The sequence below is a fragment of the Pectobacterium parvum genome, assembly GCF_020971565.1.
Classification (GTDB): Bacteria; Pseudomonadota; Gammaproteobacteria; order Enterobacterales; family Enterobacteriaceae; genus Pectobacterium; species Pectobacterium polare.
Genome location: NZ_CP087392.1, coordinates 516,451 through 530,689, shown reverse-complemented (window position 1 = coordinate 530,689; position 14,239 = coordinate 516,451). Strand labels below are relative to the sequence as shown.

Sequence of the window (14,239 nt, the reverse complement as noted above, 5' to 3'; positions counted from 1 at the left end):
TCACAAAACATGTCGCCATTCAGAGACGAATTTATCGAATAAAATATTAATCATTATTAATCAATGGATTAAATGTCTCTTTTTTGCGACAACAGAACCCCTCAAGTGTCGTGTTTTTCCGACAGTCCCATTAAAGCTGTTGATTCAATTTAAAAAAGGGTAAATATCCGCGCCTGGAAACCGACGCGGACAGGATTGGCTTAATGAGAGGAGATTAACGGGAGGACAGCTGCTCTAAACTCTGCTTCGCTACCTGATACAGATAGTGCGCGGTCGGGAACAGCGCGCTGTCATCAACACGGAATTTCGGGTGGTGCAGCGCATACGGTCCGCCGGAGCCGACCATCATGAACGTACCCGGCAATTTCTGCTGATAGAACGCGAAATCTTCACCAATCGGGCTGGCTTCCACGCGGCGCGCTTCAAACCCTTCGTCACTCGCCACATTCAGCGCAAACTCAACCCACTCTGGCGTGTTGATCACCGACGGCGGCCCTGCATGCCACAGGAACTCAATTTCTGCGCCAAAGGTGCTGGCGATACCTGCAACAATCTGACGGAAACGCTGTTCAATTAAATCGCGTGCGGCCTGATTGAACGTTCTGACTGTACCTTCAACATAGGCAGTGTCCGGGATAACGTTCCAGGTGCTGCCGCTATGTACCTGAGTAATCGACACCACCGCGTTATTGTCGGACGATACCGTGCGGCTGATGATGGTCTGTACGGCAGAAATCAGCTGACCCAGAATGATAATCGGATCGTTACCTTCATGCGGCTTCGCAGCGTGACAGCCTTTCGCTGCGATCTTGATCTCAAAGCGGTCAACGCCCGCCGTCAATGCACCGTCTTTCCCACCGATGACGCCAACAGGCAGCGTCGGATCGTTGTGAATGCCAAAAATCGCTACCGCATTGTCCAACGCGCCAACGGCAATGACTTCCGGCGCACCCAGCCCGGTTTCTTCAGCAGCCTGGAACAAAATACGCACTGTCCCTTTCAGCTCCGGCTCGATTTTCTTCAGCAGAATCGCCGCGCCCAGCGCAGCGGAAGAGTGAAAATCATGACCGCAGGCGTGCATCACACCTTTGTTGAGTGACGTAAATTCTACGCCGGATTCTTCTTCAATCGGCAGGGCATCAATATCAGAACGAACCACGACCAGTGGACCATCCTGTAAGCCGCCGACTTCCGCGACCAAGCCGGTTTTCAGCGGCAGGTCGAGGACACGAATGCCCTCTTTTTCCAATACCGTACGAATCTTCTTCGTGGTCTCGAACTCCTGATTCGACAGTTCAGGATTGCGGTGTAAATCGTGGCGAAATGCCTGAATAAACTGAGCCAGAGGCTCGTGCTGAGGTGCTGTTCTCATGAATACTTGCTCCACATTATCGTGCCCTGCCTGACAGGGCTGCCTTGTTCAGGCGTGCAGGTGTGTCTACGTATGCGTTAAATATCGTACTCAAGCGGCTCAGGCAGCTTGGTCAACTGACGCAGGAAACGCTGGGTTTGCGGGTTATCCGAGAAGCTAATCACCTGCTCCGCCGGGCCTTCCTCAACAATGTGGCCGTCCGCCATGAAGATCACGCGGTCAGCCACTTCTTTCGCAAACTGCATTTCATGGGTGACAATCACCATCGTGGTGTCATTTTTCGCCAGCTTCTGAATCACCTGAAGCACTTCGTGGACCCTTTCTGGGTCAAGCGCCGAGGTCGGTTCATCAAACAAAATCGCCTTCGGATCCACCGCCAGCGCACGCGCAATACTCACGCGTTGCTGCTGTCCGCCGGATAGCGTCACCGGATACTGTGCCGCCTGCGGCAGCAGACCGACCTGCTCCAGCAAAGCCAGACCGATTTCATTCGCCTTCTGCTTCGGCATTTTTTTCACGACAATCAGCGCTTCCGTCACGTTCTCCAGCGCCGTCTTGTTCTTAAACAGGTTGTAACTCTGGAACACCATCGCCGTCTGACGGCGCAGCGCATAGGCCTCTTTAGCGGAGTAACGACGCGTATCCAGCGTTTGTTCGCCAATTTCAATCGTGCCCGACTCTGGCGTTTCCAGCAGGTTCAGACAGCGCAGCAGCGTGGATTTACCCGAACCAGATGGACCGATAATTGCCACGACTTCGCCTTTCGCGATATCCAGACTAATGTTGTCCAACACCACCTGATCGCCAAAGCGTTTAGAAAGATTCTTTACACTGATCATGTCAGCCCCTTATCGCTGTAGCGAGTGATTCAGTTTCTTCTCAAGCTGTTTTTGCAGCCAGGCGTAAACAACAATCACCATCCAGTAAATCAGACCCACAACCAGGAAGGTCTCAAAGAAACGCAGAGATTCAGCAGCAATCATTTTGCCTTCCGCGAACAGTTCGGAGACGCCCAGTGCAAAAGCCACCGAGGTATCTTTAATCAGGGAGATGAAAGTGTTCCCCGTCGCGGGCAGCGCATTCAGCATGGCCTGAGGCAACACGATGCGGCGATAAACCTGCGCTTTACTCATACCAATGGATAAGCCCGCTTCCGTCTGGCCGAAATCCACCGAGGCCAAGCCCGCACGGAAAATCTCAGCCATGTAGGCGGACGTTTTCAGGCTAAAGCCGATAATCGCGGCCGTCATCGCATCCAGATTGGATAAGCCAGGGAATAGCTGCGGCAGGCCGAAGTAGATGATAAACAGCTGAACCAGCGAGGGAATACCGCGGAACAGCGAGATATACAGTTCGACGATTTTTACGACCACGACGATCTTGCTTTCACGGACTAACGCCAGGAGAAGGCCGAGCACCATAGCAAAAAACATCGAAACCACGGCAAGGAACAGCGTGGTTGGCAAATACATTAGTACCTGGGGAAAGACCTTTAGCAGGTAGGCAAGATCGATATTCATGAGTAATACCATTAATGCTTCCACCGGCCATATTGCACCGGTGGAACAGGGTTATAACTATTTGCTACATAACGAACCATCTAGCTACATAACAAATCATCTGGCTACGTAACGGCTCGCCAGAATGACGGCGTGAGGTTATTTAGCCGGTGATACCGTGATGTCTTCACCAAAATATTTTTCGGAGAACGCTTTCAGGCGTCCATCTGCACGCATTTTCGTCAATTCCGCATCGAACTGTTTACGCAATGCATCACCTTTCTCGTCCTTATGGAACGGGAAGCTCACTTCTTCAATCACCAGCGGCTCGCCAACCAGCTTGAACGGCAGGTTACGCTTATTGATTTCGGCCAACAGAATCGGACGTGAATTCACGTAGCCTTCAACGCGTTTAGACAGCGCATCGTTCATCGCGCCATCGCGTGTTTCATAGGTGCGAATATTCACGCTGCCATCGGCAAACGCTTTTTTCAGGTTGTTAACGTGGTTAGAACCCAGAACCCCGGCAACCGTCTTGCCTTTCAGGTCGGCCAGTGTATTAATGTCCGCGTTGTCTTTGTGCGTCACAATCTGGCTGCCGTAGAAGCTGTACGGCTGGGCGAAGTTGTATTTTTCCTGACGCGCCGGCGTAATGGCTACCACGTTCGCCACAGTATCCAGTTTTCTCGCTTCCAGTTGACCCATCAGGCCGCTGAAATCGGCGGTGACCCACTCAACTTTGTAGTTCAGATCTTTCGCGATGGCTTCCGTGACTTCAACGTCAAACCCGACCAGCTTGTTATCCTGCTTGAAGCCACTTGGATAACTTTGGCCTGTTGAACCCACTTTCAATACTTTTTCCTGCTCAGAGCCGCTCTTCCCAGAATCACAGCCAGCAACAAGAAAGGCGGTCGTCAGCGCCAGAACAGACAACGTTACTTTTTTCATCATTTTACTGCCTCTCTTTTTGATTTTTTATCTTTCCACTGGTCATACAATTGGTTATCAAGGATTTTTTCCATCCAGATTGTCAGGTGTCCTTTTCCCAGATTCGTCTGCCCGACTTCCTTGAAACCATAATTTCTGTACATCTCAATCAGCCACGGATGGTTTTGCGCGGTACCAAGCGACACGGCAGGCGCTTTGAGCTGGTTAATCAGAATTTCTTCCTCCAGCCAGCTCATCATTTGCTTACCCAGCCCCTGTTTTTTATAGCCAGGGTGCGTCGCAAACCAGCCCAGATGGGGTAGACCGAACGGGCCCGGTTCCGGCCCCCACGGATAACGGATGGTAAATGACGACACCATCTCTCCATCTTTTTCCATCACATAAACGCCGTGTGAGGCAATATGCGTACGCACCATGTCGATATCCGCATGGGCGGCGGAAAAGTTGATACCCAGTTGGCGAATCGGCTCAAATGCCGCCAGCGCCAGTCCCAGATAGGTTTCATCGTCCGCAAGCGTAGCCTGACGAAATACGATACTCATGATGTCACCTTATGCTGGCAGCAGGCCGGAGTTATCCGCATAGCGAATCACGTCATCAACCTTCTGCGGCGCACTGCCAACGTAGTTAGCCGGATTCAGCCATTCGTCCAGATCGGCAGCGGTCACCTGTTCAGAAAGCACTGGGTGAGCCAACAGTACCGATTTAAAGGACTGATTCTGCTCGAATGCCTGCATAGAACATTCATAAACCAGATGGTGAGCAGTCTGCTTGCCAAGACGTTTGCCAATCTCGAACATCACTTTCTCAGACAGCAGCAGGCCATTTTGCAGATCGAGGTTCGCCAGCATCTGCTTCTCGTTGACGGACATACCACGCAGGATGCCAAGCGCATTCTGAAGCTGAGCAGACAGATAGATATTGATTTCCGGCAGCGCAATCCACTCCGCACGCCAGCTCATCGCATCACGCTCATGCTCAACTTTCATGGACTCATGAATCAGCGCGGCGCTCTTAAACAGCGGAGCCGTCAGGCTTGCCAGCCCTTCCAGCGCGGCAGGGTTGCGTTTATGCGGCATCGTTGTAGAACCGATTTTCCCTTCAGAGAACGGCTCTTCGATTTCGTTAATCTCGGTGCGCATCAGGTTGTACAGCTCGTTGCCGATTTTGCCCAGCGTACCGCTGATCAGAACCGTAACAGAAGCATATTCGGAGAAGCGATCGCGGGCAGACTGCCAGCCGATATTCGGCGTATTCAGCCCCAGTTTATCCAGCGTCAGTCGCTCGATTTCCGGCCCTTTCTCGCCAAAAGAGGCATAGGTGCAAATCGCACCGTTGATGTTGCCAACCAACACACGTTCTTTGATTTCACCCAGACGTTCGAGGTGACGGATAAATTCATCCAGCCAGACGGCCAGCTTGAAGCCAAACGTGGTGGGCAGCGCCTGCATACCGTGGGTACGACCGGCCATCAGCGTATGCTGGTGTTTCTTTGCCAGACGTTTCAACTCAACGGCCAGCAGTTGTGTATCTCTGACGACAATATCAAAAGATTGTTTCAGCTGTAACACTGTCGCGGTATCAACGATGTCCTGCGTGGTCACGCCGTAGTGAATAAACTCACCCGCGGCACCGCACTGTTTCTGAATCGCGGCAATCGTCGGCATCAGAGAGTGCTTCATGCGCGCGGCATCTTTTGCAATCTCTTCAACGTTAAGCGCGCTTGCGTCAGCGTTTTCTGCAATGGTTTTTGCCGCATCCAGCGGAATGACACCCAGTTCACCCTCGGCAAGCGCCAGAGCGACTTCTACTTCGACCTGTTTAGTCAGTCGGTTATGCTCGGACCAGACGCCGCGCATTTCAGGCGTGCCAAAATTATTCCCTATAAGAAGAAAATCAATAAGATGTGATGCCATAGTTAACTCGTTAGTGTTGGATTTATCAGGCGGGATTTATATCGTCTTTTTAATTTTTAAAAATATAACATGCGGAAATTATGCGCTTTATACCTTTGGGATCTATCTTAGATCAAAAAGTTTGATTGCAAACTATGCATGCAGAAATGTTCGCTAACACTCTCTCCTCTGCTGAAAAACCTGCCTGTCACTTTTCCCCACCTACAATGAAACTTCTTATCCGCATGACCGCTGACGAAGGATTATCATGCTTTCCCACACGACATTACGTACTCCCCGTAGCTTATTGATTACCATGATCATTATTTCAGCCTTTTCTACTCGGGCTCAGGCGCAGGATCGCTATCTTCTGGAAAAGGTCATTGAAGTCAGCCGTCATGGCGTACGTCCTCCAACAGAATCCAACACGACGGCACTTGAATCCGGCACGGCACGGCAGTGGCCTCAGTGGGTCACGCGGGAAGGTGAATTAACCGGGCATGGCTATGCCGCCACCGTATTAAAAGGCCGCTACGAGGGTGAGTATTATCGTCAACAGCATCTGTTCGCATCAGGTTGTCCGACGGAACAGCAGATTTATGTGCTCGCCAGTCCGCTACAACGCACCCGCGCAACGGCACAAGCCTATATGGACGGTATGTTTCCGGGCTGCGGCGTTGCGACGCATGCCGTTGAGGATGAAAAGCAAGATCCGCTGTTCCACGGGGATAAAATGGGCATTGGCACGCTTGACCCCGAACGGGCAAAGGCTGCGGTGCTGGAAGCCATGGGCGGTGATTTGAATATCGCCTATCAGCGTCTTAAGCCCAGCATAGAGCTGTTGAAGCAGGTCGTATGCGAAGCGGATAAGCCGTGCCCGGTGTTTGATAAACCGTGGGCGCTAAAACAGGATAAGGACGGTTCCACTTCTATCAGCGGCTTGAATACGCTGGCGAATATGAGCGAGGTTTTCCTGCTGGAGTACAGCGAGAATCTACCGCAGGCACAGGTCGCTTTTGGTCACGTCAGCAACACACAGGATCTCATACCGTTGATGGCGCTGATGACGGCTAAATACGACTTCACCAATGATGTTCCCTATATCGCACAGCGCGGCGGTTCGCTATTCATGCAGCAAATCGCACAGGCTCTGGCGCAAGGGACGCAGGAAGCGCAAGACACCACACAAGGTGAGCCACCAGCCGTCCCCTACTTGCTGTATGTCGCTCACGACACCAATATCGCCTATCTGCGCACGCTATTGCAGTTTCATTGGCAGCTACCCGGCGATACCGCCGATAACATTCCGCCCGCAGGCAGTCTGGTATTCGAACGCTGGCGTGATACCACCACTCAGCAGCGTTTCTTACGTACCTATTTCCAGTCGCAGTCGCTGGATCAGATTCGTTCACTGGCGCAGCTTGACGATCGGCAGCCGTTACTGAAAGAGGAATTTACCTCTCAGGGCTGCCAGCAGACAGAAAAAGGCACGCTGTGTCCTTTTGGTACCGCACTGAAATCAATGCGAGAAAGTATTGATAGCAGCGCGCTGGCACCCGTGCATTACGCGCCGTAACACGCGATATCGCAGGGAACAACAACGTCTTGTCGGGTTGATAAATCCGACAAGGCTTTCGCCAGAGAAGGAAAAATACAAACGAAAAAAAAGCACATATTTCGATGTGCTTTTCTTCTTAATTGGTCGGCGAGAGAGGATTCGAACCTCCGACCCACTGGTCCCAAACCAGTTGCGCTACCAAGCTGCGCTACTCGCCGAATGTACTGCTTTTTTTGAACATCACTGATGTTCTTGTTTGTGTGGTGCGAAGAGAGGGACTTGAACCCTCACGTCCGTAAGAACACTAACACCTGAAGCTAGCGCGTCTACCAATTCCGCCACCTTCGCATAACTCACAAACAGTCAATCAACTACTTTAGTTGCAAAATCTGGGGTGGCTAATGGGACTCGAACCCACGACAACTGGAATCACAATCCAGGGCTCTACCAACTGAGCTATAGCCACCATCACCACACTTTACATCAACTACTTATTACGCGGTACTTCCTTTTCACGGGATACTTTCTTTACGAAAAAAAGTGTACCACCGCAGCTCTTGCACACAACATACTTCATACAGAATATAATGGTGCGCCCGACAGGATTCGAACCTGAGACCTCTGCCTCCGGAGGGCAGCGCTCTATCCAGCTGAGCTACGGGCGCTTAGCGCCGTTGCGGGGCGGGATATTACGGGCTTAGCGACTGGCTGTCTAGTGCTTTTTTATCGAAATGATGCGTTTGATTATGATTTGCTCATTCCAAGCTAAATAACACACAGTTCCGCCCTTCCCGCCCCCAAATACTACGATTTACCCTCTGTCAGCGACGTTTTTTTGCCCAGTCCCAACGCGAAATAACACAGGCTGACCACGGCTAAAAAGGCGACACCGACCAATAAAGACATCCGCGTATCGATATTTATGTACATTCCCACCAGCACACACAGCAAAAATGCCATCGTCAGGTAGTTTACCCACGGGAACAACACCGATTTAAACGGATGTGTGGCCAGCGCAGTGCGATGCTGTTCACGAAAACGCAACTGGCTGATTAACACCACAAACCACGGCACCATACCCGGCAGCACGCTGGCGCTATAAACATACACAAACACTTTTTCTGGGTTAGGAATGATGTAGTTCAACACCGAGCCAGCCATCAGGCAAAGAATAGAAATCATGACACCTGCCGCAGGTACGCCGCTGGCCGTCACTTTACCCAACCAGGCAGGGAGCTGGCGGTTGTTGGCCAGCGAATACAGCATACGTCCACAGCTATACATGCCGCTGTTGCAGCCGGATAGCGCAGCCGTCAGCACCACAAAATTGATGATCCCTGCCGCCGCGGTGATACCAATCTTCGCAAATGTCATCACAAACGGACTGCCGGACGTGCCGATTTCATTCCAGGGGAAAATCGTGACGATAACGAAGATCGCGCCCACATAGAAAATCAGGATGCGCCACAGAATGTTGTTGATCGCGCGCTTCAGCGTCACCTGCGGATTTTTCGCCTCGCCCGCCGTAATGCCGACCAGTTCCACGCCCTGATAAGACGCCACGACCAGACAGAGTGCGAACAGCAGACCTTTCCAGCCTCCCGCGAGGAAACCGCCGTGTTCGGTCAGGTTGCTGAATCCGGTCGCCTGACCGTGGTTACCAAAGCCGAAGAAGATAATGCCGACACCGACGACAATCATCACGACGATGGTGGTGATTTTTATCATCGCGAACCAAAATTCGATTTCGCCATACAGTCTTACCGCAGCAAGGTTTGCGCCCGCGACCAGCGCAACGGCGGCGATGGCCGGTAGCCATTGCGGCAAATCGGGGAACCAATACTGAACATAGACGCCAATGGCGGTAATTTCCGAAATCCCGACCGCCATCCACATAAACCAGTAGCCCCATGCGGTGAGATAACCGAAAAAGGGACTCATGTATTTATGCGCGTAGACGGCAAACGATCCCGCTACTGGCTCCAGAAACAGCATTTCGCCCATTGAACGCATGATGAAGAAAACGAAGATCCCAGCGACAATATAGGCCAGCAATACTGACGGCCCTGCCCACTTCAGCGCACTAGCCGCGCCCATAAACAGCCCGACGCCGATCGTGCCACCCAGCGCAATCAGCTCAATATGCCGGGCTTCCAACCCTCGATGGAGTTTTTCCTGCTTTACATCTTCTGCCATATATCCTCTGTCTTTATGTTGTGCTTATCCCGGCTGCTGCCGGTTATTGTTCTTATTTCAGAAATACTGCCGACTACCGATGAGAAAGAACGTACCCTTGCCCCAAATTAGCGGCATGAAAATACCGTAATGTGAGTTTGAATAACACATCAGGGATGACGAATACGCCAAAGATAGAATTCTGTATTTCTGATTGACTGGCAAACAGACAATTAAAATCGAATAGGAATAAGAAATCAGGTTTATATATTGCGAGGAAAGATTGTGGAGCAAGGTTGGCGCGTTTAACGCGCCAATTCAATGAAGCTACAGGCGACCGCTGTAGTGATAGGCAACATATTTCAACAGCCTAAGCTGCCGAAAAATACGGCTCGGCTGGGACAGCAAACGATACAGCCATTCCAGTCCTAAGTTTTGCCACACGAGCGGGGCGCGCTTCACATGCCCGGTAAAGACGTCATAGGTTCCCCCCACACCCCTATACAGCGCATCGGGATAGTGGTGACGACAGTCGCGCATCAGGATTTCCTGTCGTGGCGACCCCATCGCGACGGTGACAATTTGCGCACCGCTGGCGCGGATACGTTCGAACAGGGCATCGCGCTGCTCTGGCGTAAAATAGCCATCCTGACTGCCGACAATATTCACGTTCCACTGCGCCCGCAGCTTCGCTTCCGTTTGTGCCAGCACGTCAGGTTTGCCGCCCACCAGAAAAACCGGCGTTCCCTCCTCGCCCGCTCGTTCCATTAGCGCTTCCCACAGGTCAGCCCCCGCAACTCGCGTGACATCAGCCGGCGGGTATTTGCGTCGAATGGAGCGCACGATGCTGATGCCGTCCGCATACTTGTACTCTGCACGATCGAGCAACGCACGCAGCGCCACGTCTTTTTCCGCCGTTAGCACTTTCTCAGCATTAATCGCGACGAGCGTGCCCGTTTCAACCCGCTCGCCCGCAAACAGGTAATCAACAAACTGCGCCATATTGCGAAAACCGTGAATGGGCAAACCACGAATGGTATACAGAGGAATGGTCTCTGGGGTTTTTAACGCTGTCATACCTGCTCCTTTATCACAGGATCCACGGTGTTGGGTGTCGGCGCGAGCGGCGTGGCACGCATACGCATCAGACGCTGCCGGATGAGTCCGGCGCTTTCCAGCAGCCAATAGAGCAGTTTGGCAACCAGCAGACACAGACCAAATACCAGACAGAAAAACACCACACGTGAAACAAAAGAATCGACGCCTTCACGCGTCAGCACAATAATATTGAACACCGCCCCGAAGCAGAACGCCTGCAAAATAGCGGATTTATAGCGATTGCTGTCGTTCTTCCCTAACTCGTACACCCAGTCGAACCATTTGATAACCAGCCCTACCGCAATCGCGCCGAGCGGGATAAACAGCACCCCGCCCATCACCACCAGCGAGCCCAATAGCGTGGGGGAAATCGCCAGCCCGGAGCGGTTATTCAACACTTCCCAGGTGAAATAGTTCGCACTGTTTAACACCAGATTCGGACGATCCGGCCATAGCCAGGAAGGAATAAAGACGTAGAAATCACGGGCAATCGGTGCCAGCCCCTGGAATTCAATCTTGTCGTAGTTCTGCCACAGCAGCGCCAGATTTTCCCAGGGCGAGAAAGTGTCACGGGTTAAATACAGGAAGGTATAAAAGGCATAATCACCGCTGACGTCCAGCCCATAGCGCGTCAGCGCCAGCCAGAACATCCCGACAATCCCGAACGCACCAGCCGCAACCAGCATCCAGAGCGTAATCCAGCCGCGCACAATGCCAATAAACAGAAATAGAGCGAAGGCGATAATCACATTCGCACGTGTTCCGCCCACAATTACATACGTCAGCATCCCAAACGCGACCGTTCCGATGAGGAACATTATCCACGCACGCTGCGTCTGCCGCAGGAAATACACCACCAGCATCGCCGGAATGAAGAAGTAGAAGAAGCGTTTCAACGCCACGCCGGACACATCGCTGGAGAATATCTGGCTGTAAGAATTTAGCTTAAACAGCAAGAAGCCGTTGTTGAGGAAGAAAATACCGACGGTGGCGACCGCAATCAACGCCAGCAGCAGCCAGGTCAGATTGGCTTCAACCCGATTCACCGTCAGGAGTGGCTTACGCGGCGCGGAAGCTTTCTGGCGTAACCGCGTCTTATAGCTGACGTAATAGATCGCATAGAACGCCGTCGCAGACAGCATCGCCTGAAGCAGGAACTGCACGGGAACCACTTCAACACCAAAGCGGAATACCAGTACGCAGGTAAACGGAAAACCAAAATAGAACGTTAATAAATAGAGCAGGGAAAACAGCACGTTAAAATTAAAACGCACCCGCCGAAACTCCATCCAGGTCAGGCTCAGGATAAAGATGACTGAAATCAGGTAGACAGCAAACAGCCCACCAAATTGCCCCAGCGTCATGTTGGTTCTCCCGCCGCCAACGCCAGCGCATCGCGCCAGCCTTGCAGATAATTGGGATTAAAGAACGCAATCTGGTGCTTATCGACTGATGCCAATTGGCGCTGCGCTTCACGCACTAGCGCTTCATCCAACTCGTCACCGTAAAACAGCACGGGCAGCCCTTGTTCCGTCAGATCCTGCCAGAACGGATTTTGTCGGCTGATCACGAACGGCACGCCAAACTGAATCAGCAGACATAACGTCCCGATTCCCTGCTGGCGATCGAAAATAAAATAGCCCAAATCGCAGGTGCGCAGCATGTTGAGATAATCATCAAATGCCAGTTGGTCTTTTAGCAGTTGGAAATTTTTCACGCCAAACAGCGCCAAACCGTCCTTTTCCACCTGCGCGATGTAGGACTCGTTATTCGCAGGGTAGCCCATCGGCACAATGACCCGCACATTTTTTCCGAACTGCTTGTGAATCGCCCGCAGCGCTTCCTGATGGCGATTCGTGCGATCGCCAGAATTGCCGACCAGAATCGTCATCGGCCCTGCCAGCGGTTTATCCACCTGCATGCCCGTTAGCGCCGGATTCATTCGCGTTGGGAAGTACAGCAATGACGTCGGCACGCGAGGTGAACGCTGCTGATACCACGCCAGATCGCCACGCGTAGCAAACACGTGTCCGACACGCTTTTGCGCCATACGCCGCAGCAGATAAAACAGACGATATTTCAGGCTGCTCGCCTCTTCATACAAATCCGCGCCCCAGACGTGCCAGTAAACCTGCTCGGATTTGATTTTTCCGCTTAGCAACGCCAGCCACAGCGTGGGATTAAACTGCCCATGCAGGAAAAAGCGCATTTTGCGGTTCGCTTTGGCTCTGGCGATGACTGCCTCAGCCAGCGTTTTCTTATCTACGCAGGTTTCGATACGCAGCGCGGGAAAATCAGCCGATGAAATGCCATCGTGAGCAGCCACGATAAAATGCCGAATCTGCTGCTCGGGGAGTTCCGTCGCCAGTACGTCGTTAAAAAAACGTAAAACGGTCTGGTTATGATGCGGGATGTCAGATCCCAATACATGAATCAGTGTCGTCATGCTCGCCTACGGTAAATAATGAATACGCAACAACAAAGCAAAAAATAGACCAGGTAGGTTGCCATATAGGCCTGCGCCGCACCTTGTGCGCCATAAAGCGGAATCAGCCAGTGGGAAAACCCAGTCAGCAGGAGAAACTGGCTCACTTCCGTGAGCAGATAAAAGCGCAGCGCCGCTTTCGCAATGACCAGATAGCCAAAGACGTAAGCGCCCACTTTCATTACATCGCCTACCAATTGCCAAACGAAGAGATCTCGCATTGCCGTGAACTCGCTGGAGAACAGCAGCCAGATGGCAAAATCTCGCAGCAACCACACACAAAAGCTGACGCCTGCCACAACGGGCAGCACAAACTTCAGCGAGCGAACAATCTCCTGCGACAACGCGGCTTTATCCGTCAGACGCGAGAGTGTCGGCAACAAATACACGGTAAAGGAGGCGGTAATGAATTGCAGATAAGCATCGGAAATACTGCTGACGCCCTGCCAAATACCTACTTCATTCCAGCTGTAATGTGCCGCCAGCAGGTTACGCATCATGATGTACGCAACAGGCAGCGTTACCGCCGTCATCAACGCCATCAGCGTAAATTTGCCCAACTGCCCGGCAATCGCGCGATCCCACGCGGGTTTCAGCGATATCAGCGACAGCGGAGTCCGCCGATATAGCATGATGCCTGCCGGAATCACCAGCAGCGCGGGCACCAGCGCCAGCCCGGCCAGTGCGCCAACGTAGCCGCCCAGTTGCAGGCAGAGCCAAAAGGCCGCCAGCCCGATCAGGCTGCCGCCGATCACGGCCAGCGCGTTGCCTATCGCATCCCGATAGCCCTTGAGAATCGCCAGAAACAGGTTGGCGTAAGCGATACCCATTTGGATAAACGCCAGCGCACGCACCACATCTCGATAGTTATCATGCCCAAACAGCAGATTGGCGATAGGTGTTGCGGCAGCAAGAAAAAGAATCGCTAGCAGCGTGGAGAACCCCAGCACCAGCGTGACTGACGTTCCGAGCAGCGGCCTCAACCGTTCCGGTTGCTGCTGATACTCCGCGACGTATTTGGTGACGCCGTTGAAGATCCCCGCACCGGCTAACACGCCCAGAACCGTAATAAGCTGACGAAAATTCCCTGCCATCCCCACGCCGCTGGGGCCAAACATGACCGCCAGCAGTTTGACGACAACCAGCCCCGCGCCGATTTTTATCAGCGTGGAGCCTGCCGTCCATATCGATGCTTTCGCCAACGACATA

12 protein-coding genes and 4 tRNA genes are annotated in these 14,239 nt (G+C 52.5%); 1 reads left to right on the top strand and 15 read right to left on the bottom strand.

Going from position 1 to position 14,239, the window contains the following annotated elements; all coding sequences use genetic code 11:
• Positions 1–214: 214 nt before the first annotated feature.
• The 6 genes from LOZ86_RS02360 to purB form a co-directional block, all read right to left on the bottom strand.
• Entirely contained in the window at positions 215–1,372 is a 1,158-nt protein-coding gene (locus LOZ86_RS02360) for a M20 peptidase aminoacylase family protein (RefSeq protein WP_039486702.1), read from the bottom strand.
• A 77-nt stretch (positions 1,373–1,449) separates the two neighbouring features.
• Positions 1,450–2,211: an amino acid ABC transporter ATP-binding protein gene (locus LOZ86_RS02355; protein WP_039486701.1), complete on the bottom strand. Its 762-nt coding sequence runs from the start codon at positions 2,209–2,211 to the stop codon at positions 1,450–1,452.
• Positions 2,212–2,220: 9 nt separating this feature from the next.
• A complete protein-coding gene (locus tag LOZ86_RS02350; protein WP_039486752.1) occupies positions 2,221–2,892 on the bottom strand; it encodes an amino acid ABC transporter permease in 672 nt (223 codons plus the stop codon).
• Positions 2,893–3,030: 138 nt separating this feature from the next.
• The gene (locus LOZ86_RS02345; RefSeq protein WP_039486699.1) at positions 3,031–3,822 is read right to left on the bottom strand and encodes an amino acid ABC transporter substrate-binding protein; all 792 of its coding nucleotides are present in this window, start codon (positions 3,820–3,822) and stop codon (positions 3,031–3,033) included.
• Entirely contained in the window at positions 3,819–4,361 is a 543-nt protein-coding gene (locus LOZ86_RS02340) for a GNAT family N-acetyltransferase (protein WP_039486698.1), read from the bottom strand. The genes LOZ86_RS02345 and LOZ86_RS02340 overlap by 4 nt, the downstream gene beginning before the upstream one ends.
• Before the next feature lie 9 nt (positions 4,362–4,370).
• Positions 4,371–5,735, bottom strand: coding sequence for an adenylosuccinate lyase (purB, locus tag LOZ86_RS02335; RefSeq protein ID WP_010294611.1), 1,365 nt, complete (start codon positions 5,733–5,735; stop codon positions 4,371–4,373).
• Positions 5,736–5,982: 247 nt separating this feature from the next.
• Between purB and LOZ86_RS02330 the strand changes: the two genes are divergently transcribed.
• Entirely contained in the window at positions 5,983–7,290 is a 1,308-nt protein-coding gene (locus LOZ86_RS02330) for a histidine-type phosphatase (protein ID WP_039486697.1), read from the top strand.
• A 123-nt stretch (positions 7,291–7,413) separates the two neighbouring features.
• On the opposite strand, the gene LOZ86_RS02325 is transcribed toward LOZ86_RS02330, so the two are convergent.
• The 9 genes from LOZ86_RS02325 to wzxE form a co-directional block, all read right to left on the bottom strand.
• Positions 7,414–7,490, bottom strand: a tRNA-Pro gene (locus LOZ86_RS02325).
• Positions 7,491–7,533: 43 nt separating this feature from the next.
• Positions 7,534–7,620 (bottom strand) — tRNA-Leu (locus LOZ86_RS02320).
• A 42-nt stretch (positions 7,621–7,662) separates the two neighbouring features.
• Positions 7,663–7,738 (bottom strand) — tRNA-His (locus LOZ86_RS02315).
• 122 nt (positions 7,739–7,860) lie between these two features.
• Positions 7,861–7,937, bottom strand: a tRNA-Arg gene (locus LOZ86_RS02310).
• A 139-nt stretch (positions 7,938–8,076) separates the two neighbouring features.
• Complete coding sequence (gene thrP / locus LOZ86_RS02305) at positions 8,077–9,468, bottom strand: bifunctional threonine/serine APC transporter ThrP (RefSeq protein WP_039512693.1); 1,392 nt, start codon at positions 9,466–9,468, stop codon at positions 8,077–8,079.
• Between the two features lie 306 nt (positions 9,469–9,774).
• Positions 9,775–10,524, bottom strand: a complete 750-nt coding sequence (wecG, locus tag LOZ86_RS02300) for a lipopolysaccharide N-acetylmannosaminouronosyltransferase (RefSeq protein ID WP_230242819.1) — start codon at positions 10,522–10,524, stop codon at positions 9,775–9,777.
• Positions 10,521–11,909 carry an ECA oligosaccharide polymerase gene (wzyE, locus tag LOZ86_RS02295; protein WP_230242818.1) on the bottom strand — a complete coding sequence of 463 codons (1,389 nt, stop codon included), beginning with the start codon at positions 11,907–11,909 and terminating at the stop codon, positions 10,521–10,523. The genes wecG and wzyE overlap by 4 nt, the downstream gene beginning before the upstream one ends.
• Positions 11,906–12,991, bottom strand: a complete 1,086-nt coding sequence (locus LOZ86_RS02290) for a TDP-N-acetylfucosamine:lipid II N-acetylfucosaminyltransferase (protein WP_039486693.1) — start codon at positions 12,989–12,991, stop codon at positions 11,906–11,908. Before LOZ86_RS02290 ends, wzyE begins: the two co-directional genes overlap by 4 nt.
• Complete coding sequence (gene wzxE, locus LOZ86_RS02285; protein ID WP_230242817.1) at positions 12,988–14,238, bottom strand: lipid III flippase WzxE; 1,251 nt, start codon at positions 14,236–14,238, stop codon at positions 12,988–12,990. Before wzxE ends, LOZ86_RS02290 begins: the two co-directional genes overlap by 4 nt.
• Position 14,239 lies beyond the last annotated feature (1 nt).